This window comes from Haloferax sp. SDI50, assembly GCF_059802635.1.
In genome coordinates, this window is sequence record NZ_JBPULL010000001.1 from 972,397 (window position 1) to 988,151 (window position 15,755).

The 15,755-nt window shown below is 62.3% G+C and carries 13 protein-coding genes; 3 read left to right on the forward strand and 10 right to left on the reverse strand.

The window, feature by feature from the left end; translation table 11 throughout:
* Positions 1 to 476: 476 nt before the first annotated feature.
* From ACSR87_RS05105 to ACSR87_RS05125, 5 genes are all read right to left on the reverse strand, one after another.
* Positions 477 to 1,634, reverse strand: coding sequence for a sialidase family protein (locus ACSR87_RS05105; protein WP_498529744.1), 1,158 nt, complete (start codon positions 1,632 to 1,634; stop codon positions 477 to 479).
* 63 nt (positions 1,635 to 1,697) lie between these two features.
* Complete coding sequence (locus ACSR87_RS05110; protein ID WP_498529745.1) at positions 1,698 to 2,531, reverse strand: DUF8054 domain-containing protein; 834 nt, start codon at positions 2,529 to 2,531, stop codon at positions 1,698 to 1,700.
* 11 nt (positions 2,532 to 2,542) lie between these two features.
* Complete coding sequence (locus ACSR87_RS05115) at positions 2,543 to 3,646, reverse strand: ABC transporter ATP-binding protein (RefSeq protein WP_498529746.1); 1,104 nt, start codon at positions 3,644 to 3,646, stop codon at positions 2,543 to 2,545.
* Between the two features lie 111 nt (positions 3,647 to 3,757).
* Entirely contained in the window at positions 3,758 to 4,678 is a 921-nt protein-coding gene (locus ACSR87_RS05120) for a carbohydrate ABC transporter permease (protein ID WP_004062769.1), read from the reverse strand.
* Complete coding sequence (locus ACSR87_RS05125; RefSeq protein WP_498529747.1) at positions 4,675 to 5,619, reverse strand: carbohydrate ABC transporter permease; 945 nt, start codon at positions 5,617 to 5,619, stop codon at positions 4,675 to 4,677. The genes ACSR87_RS05120 and ACSR87_RS05125 overlap by 4 nt, the downstream gene beginning before the upstream one ends.
* Positions 5,620 to 5,799: 180 nt before the next feature.
* Here ACSR87_RS05125 and ACSR87_RS05130 point away from each other — a divergent pair, with 180 nt between their 5' ends.
* Positions 5,800 to 6,576, forward strand: a complete 777-nt coding sequence (locus ACSR87_RS05130; RefSeq protein ID WP_498531037.1) for an aldo/keto reductase — start codon at positions 5,800 to 5,802, stop codon at positions 6,574 to 6,576.
* Between the two features lie 237 nt (positions 6,577 to 6,813).
* Here the strand turns inward: ACSR87_RS05130 and ACSR87_RS05135 are convergent, their stop codons facing one another.
* Together ACSR87_RS05135 and ACSR87_RS05140 are read right to left on the reverse strand one after the other, a co-directional pair.
* Entirely contained in the window at positions 6,814 to 7,749 is a 936-nt protein-coding gene (locus tag ACSR87_RS05135) for a dihydrodipicolinate synthase family protein (RefSeq protein WP_498529748.1), read from the reverse strand.
* 133 nt (positions 7,750 to 7,882) lie between these two features.
* Positions 7,883 to 9,295, reverse strand: a complete 1,413-nt coding sequence (locus ACSR87_RS05140) for an ABC transporter substrate-binding protein (RefSeq protein WP_498529749.1) — start codon at positions 9,293 to 9,295, stop codon at positions 7,883 to 7,885.
* Positions 9,296 to 9,397: 102 nt separating this feature from the next.
* On the opposite strand from ACSR87_RS05140, the gene ACSR87_RS05145 reads away from it, so the two are divergent.
* Together ACSR87_RS05145 and pdxA are read left to right on the forward strand one after the other, a co-directional pair.
* Positions 9,398 to 10,636: a four-carbon acid sugar kinase family protein gene (locus tag ACSR87_RS05145; RefSeq protein WP_498529750.1), complete on the forward strand. Its 1,239-nt coding sequence runs from the start codon at positions 9,398 to 9,400 to the stop codon at positions 10,634 to 10,636.
* Positions 10,636 to 11,643: a 4-hydroxythreonine-4-phosphate dehydrogenase PdxA gene (pdxA, locus tag ACSR87_RS05150; RefSeq protein ID WP_498529751.1), complete on the forward strand. Its 1,008-nt coding sequence runs from the start codon at positions 10,636 to 10,638 to the stop codon at positions 11,641 to 11,643. Before ACSR87_RS05145 ends, pdxA begins: the two co-directional genes overlap by 1 nt.
* A gap of 68 nt (positions 11,644 to 11,711) precedes the next feature.
* On the opposite strand, the gene ACSR87_RS05155 is transcribed toward pdxA, so the two are convergent.
* The 3 genes from ACSR87_RS05155 to ACSR87_RS05165 form a co-directional block, all read right to left on the reverse strand.
* Positions 11,712 to 12,476, reverse strand: coding sequence for an IclR family transcriptional regulator (locus ACSR87_RS05155; protein ID WP_498529752.1), 765 nt, complete (start codon positions 12,474 to 12,476; stop codon positions 11,712 to 11,714).
* 654 nt (positions 12,477 to 13,130) lie between these two features.
* The gene (locus ACSR87_RS05160; RefSeq protein ID WP_008575187.1) at positions 13,131 to 14,591 is read right to left on the reverse strand and encodes an FGGY family carbohydrate kinase; all 1,461 of its coding nucleotides are present in this window, start codon (positions 14,589 to 14,591) and stop codon (positions 13,131 to 13,133) included.
* Between the two features lie 348 nt (positions 14,592 to 14,939).
* On the reverse strand, positions 14,940 to 15,701 hold the full coding sequence (locus tag ACSR87_RS05165) for an IclR family transcriptional regulator (RefSeq protein ID WP_004041991.1): 762 nt from the start codon (positions 15,699 to 15,701) through the stop codon (positions 14,940 to 14,942).
* Positions 15,702 to 15,755: the final 54 nt, after the last annotated feature.

Consider the following 15,755-nt stretch of genomic DNA (forward strand, 5'->3'; position numbering starts at 1 on the left):
GTTCACTTCGAGCTTCCACAGGTAGTGTATGGCGAAGTCGATCTCCCGAGAGCACCAGGTAGTATAGTATTAAATACGGAATACTATATCACGGGAGTGACGCATCGGTGCGAATCGGTTAACTAAATTATCCTAACTAGCTATCGTATTAAATACACTATCCAGTAGTGTATGTGTTACTGTCCAATTAAGAAGTGTAATAAAAAGCTATTTTGGGCTTAGGATTAATATTTCCCAAACCGGAGGGATTTCCATGCTCTCCATGATATTGTATATCCCATACAATATTTTGTTGTCAGAATTACGTCCTCGATGACATCGTCGCATGCCTACTCGGGGAGACTAACGGTCCCGCGGACTGCGCCGCGGACGACGAGCGAGACACCAGTAGGAGTGCATCGAAACGGCGACTCACCTGACGAGGCGGTGCCACGGCTAGTGGCAAAAGCGCGGGTACGAGGTCGTTCGCCGGGAAATCACCGCTCGGTGAGTAGTTCTGTCGGGTCGAATCTGGTGGCCGCGATGTGTCGTGGACCCCCGTCGACGGCGACATCGTCGTCCTGTTTGTTGAAATAGTACGTGGCGAGGATGGTCCCGTCGTCGAGCACGGCCGCCCGCGGGTAGCCGAGGTCGTAGTTCGCGCCGTCGTCGCGGAGAATCCATTCGCGGCTCCACGTGGCACCGTCGTCGTGACTCACGCGGGCGCGGATGCCGTACGGCGGGTGGCGGTAGCCGTAGATGCACACGAGCGACCCGTCGTACTCAAGGAGTTTGCTCGGTGCGCCGAGGTCGTTCACGCGCGAGACGAACGACCAGTTGCGCCCGTCGTCGGTCGAGCGGTAGATTTCGGTCCACTCGCAGTCGACTGAGATCTTACACCGAACGGCCGCGACGAGCGTCCCGTCGTCGAGCAGAACTGGCGAGGGACACAGCATGCGGTACTTCTCGCTCCCGTCGATCTGCGACAGGAACGTCCAGTTCTGCCCCCCATCGAACGACGCGTACACGATTGGTACGTCGTGGGGGTCGCTTCCCGTCTTCCCCGTCAGCATCAACAGGAGCGTGCCGTCTTCGCGAGTGATGTACGACGGACGGCCCTGTATTCGCTCGAAGTCGAACATCGGAAGGCGCTTCGCGTCGCTCCACGAGTCCCCACCGTCGTCGGACAGCTTCACCCAGGGAACCGCGTCCGAGGCCGCTGAATGCGGAGACGACCAACAGGCCATGAGGGTATCCCGGTTCGAGAAGTCGTGGGGTTCGACGTCCGGAATCTCGTCGTAGAGCACCTGTTCGGAGGTCTCGACGTTATCCGAGATGACCCCGTCGTCCGTCCACGTGTCGCCGCCGTCGGTCGTTCGCATCGCACGGATAGCGCCGTAGGTCTCGATGCGCGCGTGGCTCAGTTGGTTCTGTTTGTTCTCGGTCGGGGAGACGACGCTCCCGTAGCGAACGACCTTGGCGTCGTGGAGGTTCTCGGGCACCGAATAGTCGCAGTCGTGGTTGATGAACGCGACGACCACGCCGTCGTCGGTCTTCCACATCCCGCCGTTGAAGGGCCACGCCGAGAACTCGCCGTCACCGTGGTAGACGACGGTGTGTTCGGCACTCTCGACTCTCTTGGGTGAAGCTAGCATGCGTCTGTTTCACAGAGTTGGGGCGGAGATATTAAAGATACCGCAGACGGTGGTGAATGCGGGTCACGCGCCGACGACTTCGACGAACGAGGCGTCGCAGTCCGCACATCGCATCGTCGTGACAGTTCGCGTCCGACAGCACGTCGCTTCGGTTCGCTGCTGAAAGTCGGGGTCGCCGCCGCAGGTCGGGCAGCGGTCGAGGAACAGTCGAAGCTCGCCGAGGGCGATGCCTCGCGTTCGCGAAGACAGCCCGTGCCACTCCGGGAGTTCGCTCGCCAGCGCAACCGCACCGGCCGCGTCGGCGAGGAACGCCTCGCGCGAGGGCCACCGACCGACGTGCGCCCCATCGACGGAGACGGCGAAGTCGCCGGCCGATTCGTCGACGACGAACTCTGACGGCTCGGCATCGACGAGCGCGGACTCCGAGAGTGCGGCGTCTACGTCGGCACCGATGGCGTCGAGTGCGTCCGTCCACGCACGACGAACGGCGTCCGTCAGACAGAAATCGGCCCCGCCGTCGCACGGCACAAGCACGCCGTGTTCGACGAGGACGTTGTCGCGGTCGCCGTCGCTCACGTCAACTGATTCCGGGTGCGAATCGACGGCCGTCCGTGCCGGCCCGTGTTCGAAATACGCCATCGCCCGCGAGGGGAAGTATCGCTGTGTCAGGGTCGGTGTCCCCGGTATCAGATACCCCCGGAGACCGATGACTGCGGCCGACGCCGCGAGTGAGACAGCACCCAAGAGCGGCGACCCCGCCCACGCGACGACTCCGGCGAGGGCAACGGCGAAAACGGCGTTCACGCCGGTACAGGGGAGACACCGATTATCACCCGTGTACGCTGGATTCCTGACGCGGTCGAGCACGGTCGAGCCGCGGTGACGTAGCCAGTGCATCGGTCACCTCGTCATACGTCCGGGCCGCGGGTCACGACGTCGTCGGAGCCGGAATCGAAGAGATGCGTCGCCCGAGTCTCGATAGCGAGGCGAACCACCTCGCCTTTTTCGTAGGAGTTGTCGGCCGGGAGCGTCACCCTGACTTCGCCCTGCGGGCCCTCGATGGTCGCCAGCATCTGCTTTCCGATCCGCTCGATGAGGGTGATTTCGCCTTCGAGATCACCGTCGTTCCGGTCGAGCCTGACGTCTTCGGGCCGGACGCCGACCGTGACTTCGTCGCCGACGCCGAGCGCTGTGGCGTCGACCACCTGAAGCTCGACCTCGCGGCCGTCGACCGACACGACGACCGTCTCGCCGCTCGCGCGGTCGACGGTGCCGTCGAAGAAGTTCATCGACGGGTTGCCGATGAAGTTCGCCACGAACCGGTTCGCCGGCCGCTGGTAGAGTTCGTCGGGCGTCCCGATCTGCTCGATGCCGCCGTCGTTGAACACCGCGATACGGTCGCTCATCGTCATCGCCTCCTCTTGGTCGTGCGTCACGTAGATTGTCGGCTTCTCCACGCGGTCGTGGACGCGCTGGATTTCCTTGCGAATCTCGACTTTGAGCTTCGCGTCGAGGTCGCTCAGCGGCTCGTCCATCAGGAACGCCTCCGGTTCGTGGACGATGGTTCGCGCCAAGGCCGCCCGCTGTTGCTGGCCACCGCTGAGTTCGCCGGGGTACTTCTCCAGCAACTCGCGAATCTGCATGATGTCCGCGGCTTCCTCGGCGTTCTCGTATCGCTCCTGCTTCGGAACGTTCCGGACTTTCAGCGGGTAGGAGATGTTCTCTTTTACCTTCATGTGCGGGTAGAGAGCGATGTTCTGGAACATCATCGCTAAGTTCCGCTTGTGAGCCGGCTTCCCCGTCATGTCCTCGCCATCGAATCGGATGCTCCCGCTCGTCGGCGTTTCGAGCCCCGCGATACAGCGGAGCGTCGTCGTCTTCCCGCAGCCCGATGGGCCGACGAACGTGAAGAAATCGCCTTCGTCGATGCTGAAATCGATGCCATCGACGGCCGTTATCGTGCCGGACGGCGAACTGAACTCTTTCCGCAGGGAACTGACCTCAATAGTCATGATTAACAACCACACACATCTTGTGAGACGGTCCCATTATACGTTTCGGTGGATGCAGATTCTCAGCTCGACTGCGAGCGAAAAACGAGGGCACAGGACTGCGGTCGAGCGTTACATCTGTCCGCCGACTTCGAAGCCTTCGAGGAGGTACTTCTGGAGCGCGAAGACGAAGATGAACGCCGGGATTACCATCATCACGCTCGCGGCCATCACCTCCCCCCAGAGCGTCTGCTTCTGTATCGTGAACATGTGGATACCGACGGTCAGCGGCCAGTTCTCACTGGTCGGCATGATGATGCGGGGAATCGTGTACGCCCCCCACGCCGTCGCGTACGAGAAAATCGCGACCGCGATGACGCCGGGCTTCGCCATCGGCAGTGCGATCTCGTAGAACGCGCGGAACGGCGACGCGCCGGCCATCTGAGCGGATTCCTCGAGCGAGATGGGGACGTTCTGGAAGAACTTCCACATCAGCCAGATACCGAACGGAAGCGCCGTCGCCGTGACCGCGAGAATGAGACCGAGGTGGCTGTTGATGAGGCCGATGCGACTCCAGAAGATGAACATCGGGATCGCGAGGAGAATCTGCGGGAACATGTACCCGAAGAGGATGATTCTCGCGAACGTCTTCTTGTGTGGGATGTCGATGCGCGTGAGCCCGTAGCCGGCCAGCGTCGACATCGACGTCGTGACGCCGACGACGCCGACCGAGAGAATCATGCTGTTCGTGAAGTACGTCGGGAAGTTCGTCCCCTCGAACGTATTGACGAAGTTCTCGACGGAGAACGTCTGCGGCAACAGCGTCTGCGGAACGTTGTAGATCATGTCGGTCGGCCGCAGCGCCGTGCTGACCATCCAGAAGATGGGGAAGATGACGACGAAGAGCAGCAGCACCAACAGGGCGTTCAAAAGCAGGTTCCACCCTCTCGACCGACCTTGGTGCGAGAGGTGCGTCAGCGGGTTCCACGGCTTGTCTACGGTTCGCTGCTTGACGCTCGACCACTTCCGCCCGATGTCGTTGCGGATGCTCATTCTGCACGCACCTCCGCGGACGGTTCGAAGATGCGGAAGTACAACACCGCCGCGACCAACAACACGAGGAACAACACGGTCGAGACGGCCGCCGCGATACCGAGTCGACTCGTCCCGAAGGCGACGTTGTACGCGTAGATGGGTGCGGTGGTCGTCGCCCCGCGAGGGCCGCCCTGAGTGAGGACCCAGATGTAGTCGAAGGTGTTGAACATCCATACCGCACGCAGCAGCAACACGATGAAGAACACACCCTTCAGGTTCGGGAGGGTGATATCCCGGAAGCGTTGGTACGCCGTCGCACCGGACATCTTCGCGGCCTCGTAGAAGCTCTCCGGGATGGCCTGCAACCGAGCGAGCACCATCACCGTGACGAAGATGGAGTCCTTCCAACTACTCGTGAGAATCGCCGCGAGCATCGCAGAGCCCTGATTGCCGAAGAACGACACGTACCCCTCGGTGAGTCCGATCTGGACGGCGAGTTGGTTGACGATTCCCCACTGCGAGTTCAGCATCCAGAGCGCCATGAAGCCGATGACCGCGTTCGGGATGAGATACGGGAGAATCGCGAACGTCCGCGCGATGTTGACGAACTTGAACGACCGATTGAGTAGCAACGCGAGGGTAGTGCCGAAGACCACCTGAATGACGACCGAACCGCCCGCGTAGACGACCGACCGGCTGAGCGCATCGTAAAACGAATCGCTCGACAGGAGCGTCTCGAAGTTCGCGACACCGATCCACTGCCACTCGTTCGAGAACGCGTTGATGCTGAAGAAACTCGCGCCGATGACGCCGACAATCGGAACGAGATTCACGAACGTGAAGAGCAACATCGGCGGGAGAATCGTCAGCGCGGCCAGTACCTTCTTCTTCGAAAGAAACTCGAACACCTCGTCTCGTAGTTCTCGAGCCCGAGAGCCATGCTTGTTGATTGTACTCATGGAACGTGCCGATTCTTCATGAACCAACGGTAAAAATCTTCCCATCACCGTAGTCACCGGGGCGAGTGAAAAAGACGAAAGCGGGCGGAGCGCGACCCGACGAGGACGTATCCGCCCCCATAGATTATTATAGGAGTGTGCGAGAACGTACTGACGACCATGGTATTTGGAGAGCCGAGAGTGGGCTTCGGAACGTGGCAGAACACCGACCCGGACGCCTGTGCGGAGAGCGTCCGAACGGCGCTGGAGATGGGCTACCGCCACATCGACACGGCGCAACTGTACGACAACGAGGCCTACGTGGGCGACGGAATCGAGCGTGCGGACGTCGACCGCGAGGAGATAACGCTGGGGACGAAACTCTGGCCGGGCGACCTCGCGTCCGACCGCGTCCCCGAAGCGGTCTCCGAGAGCCTCGACCGCCTCGGCGTGGACTACGTCGACGTCCTCTACGTGCACTGGCCGGCGAAGGACTACGACCCCGCCGACACGCTCGGCGCGTTCGCCGAACTCCGGGACGAGGGCCTGATTCGACACGTCGGCGTGAGTAACTTCACCGCCGACCTGCTCGACGAGGCGCGGGCCGCCTGCGACGTTCCAATCGCCGTCAATCAGGTCGAACTGCATCCGCTGCTCCCGCAACCGGACCTCATCGAGTACTGTCGCGGTCACGATATCGAAGTCGTCGCCTACTCGCCGCTCGCCCGCGGCGAGGTCTTCGAGATTCCGGAGATAACCGACATCGCCCGCGAAAACGGGCTCAGCGAGGCGCAGGTCGCCATCGCGTGGCTGCTCTCGAAAGACGGGGTCCACCCAATCCCGAAGGCGTCGAGCGAAGACCACATCCGTGGAAACCTCGACGCCGCGGATATCGAACTCGCGTCGGACGAACTCGCTCGTATCGACGATATCGACCGCGAGCTACGAATCGCCGACCGAGACTGGGTCGACTGGTAACACCGGCCCGAGAGCGGGCTTTTACGAACCGTCTGGAAGAACCACCAGCGGTGGCACACGAGTGACGGGTGCTGCGGGTTCCGAACCGAACACGCCTCGAGGTCGGTGCCTAGGTGGCACGGAAAAGAAATCGGCAAGGGACGCCGACTGCACGCCGGGTCGTCGCAGACAAGAGCGACACCGGAAATCTGCGTCGCGGTTGGACGGCAGACAGATTCGGGGCGGGAGACGACTGCCCTAATCGTCGGCGGCGACCACTTCTCTGGTTCCTCGTTCGCGCATGTGTGCGACGGCCTGCTCGATTGCCGCGCGTTTCTCGTCGCCGTTCGTCACCTCGTCGAACGGGTGGAAGAGATGGCCCGGGTCGCGCCCGAGGACGTCGATGGCGGCTTTTTCGCCAGCGGGGAAGTTCGACTCGTAGTCTTCCATCGCGGCGCGGATGAGCGGCACGATAGAGAGGTGAAGCTCGCGAGCGCGGTCGTAGTCGCCGCGTTGGGTAGCTTCCCAGATTTGGACGGAGATACGCGGGCAGACGCTGCTGATACCCACGATACCGCCGTTGACGCCCAGCGTGTACGTCGGGAACTGCGCGATGCTCATCCCACCGAGCACGAAGCCGTCGTCGCCGATAGCTCGGAGATAGTGCGTCAAGTTGCCGAGCGTGCTGCTGACCTTGATACCGACGACTTCCGGAATCTCCCGGACGAGGTCGCCGACGAGTTCCGCGTCGAGGTCGAGCAACGACATGACGTCGTAAACGACGATTGGGAGCTCCGAGACGTCCGCAATCGCGCGGTAGTAGTCGCGAATCGAGTCGTTGTCAGCCATATGCGAGCCGGCGTACCCCGTCGGTGGCATCACCATGAGGAAGTCAGCGCCGGCATCGCGAGCGAGCCCCGCTTTCGTGGTGGCCTCGCGCGTCTGCCGCGCGATGACTCCCGCGACCACGGGAACCGCGCCGTCGACTTCGTCGACCGCGACTTCGTAGAGGTGCTGGAGCTGGTCGTTGCTCATCCGCATCCCTTCGCCGGTGCTTCCGCCGACGACGACGCCGGAAACGCCGGCGTCGAGATGGTAGCGAATCTCGTCTCTGAACGCGTCGTCTTTCAGTTGGCCGTCAGCGTCGAGCGGGGTGATAAGCGGGGGATTGACGCCGTGAAGTTCGTTGGTCATCTGTTGTTGGGGTCGTGTGTGAATCGGTGTGTCGTTTGGAATGTAACGGAGTCCGCTGTCGCGGTTACGGGGCCTTCGACACGTCGAGACGAAGGCCTCCGGTGTCGGTGGCTGTGACGTGAGTCACGCATCGCTACGGCCCTTTCGCCTGGTTCAGCGACTCGCGGGCGCTCTCGGCGACCTGGTCGACCGCCTCGCCGGGTGCCATGTCCTCGCTGATCACGAGCGAGATGGCGGTCGAACCCGGTCGCGTCGTGAAGATCGAATCGACGTAGGGGTTCGGTGGGCTGGTCTCGTGCGCCGGCGGAATCGCGTCGGTGACAGATTTCCACGCCGCGATATCCTCGTCGGTGTAGGAGTCCGGGAGCTTCTCCCGCATGTCTATCTCCTCTTTTTGTTTCGGGTACAGCGGCGCGTTCTGGATGTTGATGTAGCGCTCGTAGTACTCCGGTTGGAAGATGAATCGGTCGAGGAACGTCTTCGCCATGTCCGTGTTCGACCCCTCGAACGAACAGATCGACTTGATGACGCCGAAGAACTCTCCGGGGCCGTCGGGGCCCGGAATCGGCTCGGCGCGGATGTGTTGGTGGAAGTCGCGGTCGCGTTCGATCGACTGAATCTTCGGCCGCGCACCGCCGTACGTCGTGTGCGCCGCCGACTCGGTGTGAAGCGCGTTGATTCGCTCCTCACAGCCGATGTCCGAGCCGGGACCCGTGTAGGGCTGGAGCTGTTTGCGGAATTCGAGCATCTCGATCCAGCGCTCGCGGTTCTCTCCCTGGTCGATAGAGACCACGACCTCGCCGTCGTCGTTCCGAGTCGCCATGTTCGCGCCGTTACTCCGGAGGAAGCATTGAGCGACGAGTTCGCTACAGTAGTGCGTCGACCACGGGAGCAGCGTCGCGTCGGTCACCTCGTCAGAGTTGCTGGCTTCCTCCATCCAACTGACCATGTTCTCCCAGGAGTCCGGCTTCGACTCGGCGATGTCCTCTCGGTACCATTGCAGGTAGGGAATCGCGAAGAAGGGAATCGTGTAATGCTCGCCGTCGCGTTTGAGAAACGACCGCTCGTGGGGCATGCCCAGTCGGTCCGTAACCGTCTCGACCAAGTCGGTCATCGGCGCGAGCGTCCCTTGGTTCTGGAGCTGCGTCGATTGCGTCACCGACGTCGGGAACAGCTCCGGTGGGTTGCCGGACTGAATGAGCTGAATGATTCGCTCTTGGATGCTCTGGCCCTCCGCACCGCATTCGAGGGTGACTGACGCGCCCGTCCGGTTTTCGAACTCCGCGAACGCGTCCTCCCAGACACGCTTGAACACGTCCGAACACTCGTCGGTGACGACGCGCATCTCGCGCCCGCTGTAATCCGGCCAACCGTTTTCTTGGACCGAACCGGTCGTACTTCCTTCCGTGGGCGTCGACCCCGAACCACCGCCACCGCCGCCGATACACCCCGCAAGCCCGGCGACTGCTGAGCCGCCGACGGCTCTCAGGACGTTTCTGCGTCGAGTGACACTCCTCTCGCTGTCTCGGCATTCGTTCGATGCCATGAAATCTGCTTCATGATTGTAATGTAAATACATTTCTAATCATTGTTGACATTTGTCATACAACGGCCGAACATTCATGAGGGCGGGGCGGAACCGGTGGGTATGACCGAGTTGCAAGCAGTCGTTATCGCAGACGACATCACCGGAGCGAACGACACCGGAAGTCAATTCGCCAGTCGGGGGTATCGGACGAACGTCGTGTTCGACCCGAACGCACCGACGGACTGTGACGTTCTCGTCGTCGACACGGAGACGCGGGAAGCGCCGCCGACGGAGGCGTACGACTCGGTTCGAACCGTCGTGGCAGCACACGACGCGCCCGTCCTGTACAAGAAACTCGACTCGACGCTCCGCGGGAACGTCGCTGACGAACTGACGGCGCTCCTCGACGCCGCGACGCCGGACCTGCTGTTGCTCGCGCCGGCGTTTCCGGCGAACGGACGGACGACGGAAGACGGCGTCCAACTGGTCGATGGGGACCCGGTCCTTCAGACGCTCACCGACTCGGAGAACCTCCCTTCGGCGTCATCCGTCGTGGATTTGCTCTCGTCGGTCCCGTACCCCGTCGAAACGATGCACACGGGCATCGTAGACGCGGGACGGCAGGCCGTCCGGTCGCGGCTCACCGAGATACACAGACGCCACAACGAACCGACCGTCGTCGTCGCCGACGCAACGTCGCAGACACACCTTCGGTCGCTCGCCGACGCGGCCGACCGGCTCGCCGCCGATATCGCCTACGCGGGGAGCGGCGGGCTCGCGGGGGCGTTGTCGCTCTCACCCACTGACGGGGACGAAGGGGCGGTACTCGGGGTCGTCGGGAGCGTCAGCGAGACCTCGTTCGAGCAACTCACCGCAGTCCCCGACGGTGCGCTCGTGGTACTGGACCCCGAGGCGATGCTCGAACGCCCCGAAGAAGCCGCGGCCTCTGCGCTCGGCCCGCTTCTCGACGCACAGCGCGTCCACGGCTTCGCTGTCGTCACGTCGGCCGCGTCTCCCGGGGCCGTCGACGCGGTACATCGGACCGCGGACGCGCTCGGACTCGACGAAAGCGCCGTCAAAGACCGAATCGCGACGGCGTTGCGCGAGACCGTCCGACGAGTCCACGAGTCGCGGCCACTGACCGGCCTGTTCACGACCGGCGGTTCGACGACTATCGCGGTGCTCGACGAACTCGACGCGGCGTCGCTCGACCTGACGGGAATCGAACTTTCGGAGGGGGTTCCGCTCACCAGAATTCGCGGCGGACCGGCGGACGAGACGTTGCTTGTGACCAAGGCAGGGTCGTTCGGTGACCCGACGACAATAGTTAATTGCCTCGACTTCATCGGTACGCGGTGATGACGGAAGCAGAGAGACCCCTCGTCGGCGTGACGATGGGAGACCCCGGTGGTATCGGAAGCGAGATAATCGTCAAGGCAGCACCGCAGGTGACCGACGACGCGGACGTCGTCGTCATCGGTGACGCAGACGCAGTCCGGAACGCGGTAGCGCAGTGCGGGAGCGACCTGACCGTCGAGGCGGTCGACACCGTCGCTGACGTTCGAGCCGACCCGTCGACGCTGTCCGTCCTCGACCTCGACAACGTCGCGTCGCTCACTCACGGCGAAATCGACGAAGCGTACGGACGAGCCTCGCTGGAGTACGTCGAGCGCGCCATCGAACTCGCCATCGCAGGCGACATCGACGCCATCGCGACGGCTCCGATTCACAAGCAGGCGACGGCACGGGCCGGAAGCGAATTCGCGGGCCACACCGGGATGCTCGCGGCGTACACCGAGACGGACAACTACTCGATGATGCTCATCGAGGGGGGACTGCGCGTCACGCACGTGAGCACGCACGTCCCGCTCCGCGAGGCCTGCGACCTCGTGACGACCGAAAACGTCCTCGACACCATCACGGTCACCGCTCAGGGGTTGCGCGACCTGGGAATCGACGACCCGACGATCGCCGTCGCCGGCTTGAATCCCCACGCCGGAGAGGGCGGACTCCTCGGAACGGAAGACGACGACGCCATCGAACCGGCGGTCGAACAGGCCCGTGCGGCGGGCATCGACGCCGAAGGGCCCATCCCGCCGGACACCGTCTACGTCAAGGCGGCCGCCGGCGACTACGACTGCGTCGTCTCGATGTACCACGACCAGGGACACATCCCCATCAAGATGCTCGGCTTCGACAGCACCGACACCGTCAGCGGCGTCAACATGACGGTCGGACTGCCGATTATCAGGACGAGCGTCGACCACGGCACGGCGTTCGATATCGCGGGACAGGGCATCGCATCCGAGTCGAGCATGGTCGATGCGATTCGAACCGCCGCCCGCGTCGCCGTCGAGCGAGCGTGACGAACACGGAGCCCTCGTCAGGTGGTTTCGGCGGTTTTCCAACTGGCGTGGAAACATCGCATCGTCGGTTACGCGTGTTCTATCTTGAGTTCGATGATGTTGGTCCCGTTGAGAATCTTGTGTGAGAGTTCCTCTTCGACGCGGTCGTCCCGGAGTTTGTTCGACGGGACGGTCACGCTGATCGCGCCGACGGGGTTGCCTTCGATGTCCTGAATCGGCGCGCCGACACAGCTGATACCCACGTCGCCTTCGTCTCGCTCGATGGCGTACCCGCGTTCTCGTGTGGCGTCGAGTTCCTCGAAGAGCGCCTCGCGCGTGTTGACGGTGTTTTCGGTGACCGCTCGAAGCCCCCACTTGTCGACGATGTCGTTCACCTCGTCGTCGGAGAAACACGAGAGGATGGCCCGCCCGAAGGCCGGTCGGTGGAGGTACGAGTGCTTCCCCACGGGCGCGAGGTCGACGGCGGCGTTGTCGCCGCGCGCCATGAAAATCACGACGCCGCGACCGCTCTCCTCGATTGCGAGATTGACCAGTTCGCCGGTCTCTTTCGCCAAGTCGTGGACGACCTGTCGCCCGTGTCGGTAAACCGGAAGCCGCTCTCGAATCTTGCCCCCGTAGTGGAGGAACTGAAGCGAGAGTCGGTACTTGCTGTCCTCTTTGACGACGTACTCGTTCTCTCGGAGCGTTTGTAGGTGGACGTAGACGGTGCTCGTCGGGAGTCCGGTTCGCTCCGACAGTTCCGTCACCCCGAGTGAGTCCTCCTCCACTAGCGCCTCGACGATTTCGAGAGTCCGTTCAACCGCCTCGAGCGTTCGTGGTTCGTTTCTTGCCATACGATAACACACTGTTTCCAACCTGATTAAATATTCGGGTTTGGGGCGTAGTTGAGCACGGTTACCACTGCTGAATCGAACGCTAGCCGAGAAAGCGACCCTAGGTCGGGGTATCGGCTGTCTCACCGACCACCATTCGGCGTAGGGCTCTCCGTCTCCGTCTCGAAACGGGACCGTTGCATGCAGAGAAGCGCTTTCAGAACGTCCGCCTCCGTGTGCGACAAGTGGATGGTTCCGGAATCGTCTGCGTTGTAATGCCACGATTACGAACGGTTCGGGTCGAGAGTTGCGTTTCCACTCTGAGTGAAAGCACTAAACGGGACGAGTTGCACTGCGTGGGGACTTGCTCCGTGATAGCCACGCGAACGCACGGTTTCGAGTGTCGTTGAGTGGTTCGGCGGCGAGCGAGCGACCCGCGGAACCGTAACGCCGGTTGGTATGGTCGCCGCTGGTCGGAGCCGCCGCACATCACTTTCCACGCGGGTTGGAAACCGTTTCGGACCGAGCGGTCACGTGCTTCGCTCGGATACGAGATAGGCAGTGTAGATTACAGATGTACTCTTGTAATATATCGGGGGGTTACGGTTCCCGCGTCCGTGCCATCGACGCGGTCGGTCGTCGTCCAGTCGGCGGGCCTCGCCGCCACGGTCGATGTCACTCCCGTTGATAGAACGCCGCGATGTCCCGCCATCGGTCGAAGTACGCCTCTTTTTGCGTATCGAAGTCCGCGCTGACCGACGGGTCCGGCTCGATAACGTCGCGCTCTCGGAGGAGGTTTTCCGCCGCCGTCTCGACGTCGCTGTAAATCGACGTGATGAGCGCGGGAGCCATGACCGCGCCGGCAGTCGTTCGCGGTTCCATCTCGACGACCGGGCGGTCCCATATCGACGCCCGGAGCGTATTCCACCAGTCGTAGTTGCCATCGAGCGTCGGCGTCCCGTCGTTGATGACGAGCACGCGGTCGATGTCGGTGTCGAAGTGCTCTTCGACAAGCGAGATATAGGTCCACTCGGTCAGGATGATACCGGTGATGAGCCCGCGCGCCAGTCGGCCGTGGACCTCCTCGGTCGACAGGGAGTTGTCGTAGTTGAGTCCGAGGAGCGACCCCGCGACGTCGGCGTCGAAAAACGGGCTTCGGTTGCCCTTGAGGAACACCTCGTAGCCGTGGCCGCTCGGGACTTGTCGGGCGAGTTCGAGCCCGCGCTCCGGCGTGCAGTTGAGGACGCGGTCGAAGAACCATCGGAGGAGGTTGCCGGTGTCGAACGACGCACCTGGCAGATAGCCGTCGATGGGGTGGCGGTGGTAGTACAGCGCCGGGTGGGGCGAGACGGACTCCGAGACGTACTTGACGACGCTCGACGCGCCGAAGGTGATGCTGAAATCCCCGGGTTTGACGCCGCCGTTCGCCAGCACCGAGGCGTTGCCGTCAGTGAGCCCCTGAAAGAGTTTGATACCGTCGAAGCCGGTCCGCTCGGCCAACTGACCGTCGGCGACCCCGATGAACGAGCCGGGGGGGCGAATCGCTGGAAAGAGCGACCGAGGCAGGTCGAGCGTCTCGAACAGCGACTCGAACCACGTGGGGAGTGGCGTCGTCACGTCGGCGCCGAACTTCAACGCGTTCGTCCAGTCGGTCTCGATATCGCGCCACGGCGTCGACGCGTCGAATCGGAGCCGGTACAACAGCCACGTCGTCGGGCTGAGAATCCACTCCACCCGCTGGAACTTTTCGGGGTGCTCCTCGCGAAGCTTCAGAATCTTCGGGAGGGGACTGGTCGGAGAAAACGCGATATTCTGGTTAATCGAGAGGTCAGACAGGTCGAGGTCGCGGAGCTTCGACGCCTGTTCGGGCGCGGAATCGAAGTACATCTGCGGGGGGAACACCGGCTCGCCGTACTTATCGACGAGCACGGCGGTCCCCGACGTACTCGCGACCGAGCCGATGCCGGTCTGCGGGAGCGCCGGCGCCGCCTCGTGGAGCGCTCGCTCCCACGCGAGCGTCGTCTGCTCGGCGACGGGTGCCTCACCGCCGGCGAGTCGTTCGCCGTCGGTGCTGTACACATCGACATGCACGCTCGCGGTACCGAGATGAACGCCGACCAGTTGCGGGCTCTCCATACCACGCCGTCACGCAGGACGCCATTAAATCCTTCCGAGGATGGTACCCCGGCGAGGGCACGAGGGCGCGGTTCGGCCGACTGGCGACAGCGGGGTTCAGTTGTCAATAGTTAGCATACGCTCTATCGAAGAGCATATCTGGTTGACAAATCGCTCCGATTCGGGAGAATACAAGTAGATAACCGCAGAGATAAGAGATATAACCAGCTAGACTATAATTATTGTTGGAGTAGTATTTATTCTGCATTTGAGAACGAGCGTGCACTCTGACTGAACGACACCGTCAGAGCCGGCTGCGACTTGTAAGAGTCGTCGAGACATCCCATTACAAAGATACGCTTGTAATCTTTAGTGGTTCGTGTGGAGTTCGATGACGTTGGCGGCGCTCTGGACGATGTCGGGAACCTCGTCGGTGAACCGCTCGTTATTCATGCGGCTGACGGGTTGCGAGACGCTGATTGCACCCAGGACGGTCCCGTCTTTCGCGATGATGGGGGCGCCAACGCATCGGAGCCCTCTGATGAGTTCCTCGTTGTCCACGGCATAGCCCCGGTCACGGACCGTCGCCAACTGTGCGTCGAGTTCCGCTCTGTCGGTAATCGTCTGGTCGGTCTCCGCGGGAAGGCCGTGTTCCTCGATGATTTCGTCGACGCGCTCGGACGGGAGGTGCGCCAGTATCGCCTTTCCGAGACCGATGGCGTGGAGCGGCCGTCTGAGGCCGGGGTAGATGTCTAAATCGACCGCCCGCTCACCCTGTTCGGAGGCGAGATAGACGCCCTGTCCGTACTCCTCGACCATCAGGTTCGCGAGCTCACCGGTCTGGGACGCCAACCGGTGGACCTCCCGCTTCGCCACCTGATACAGCGGGTGGCGGTGCTGTACGTATCCCCCGAACCCGAGCAGGCGGAGACTCAGTTCGTAATCGGTCCCGTCGCGGACGACGAACTTCTCGGCTTCGAGCGTGCTGAGGTGGTTGTGAACCGTGCTCTTGTTCATCCCGAGTTCCCGCGCGAGGAACGTCACACTGCTCGACCCGTGTTCTCGAAGCGCGTCGAGCACCCGAATCGTCTTCCGACTCGTTTCGATCCGGTTGGGCGCGTTTTCTGTCATAACTGCGTGTCGTCGAGGCAACCCTAAATAGTTTGTTCCACCGAGCAGAACAAC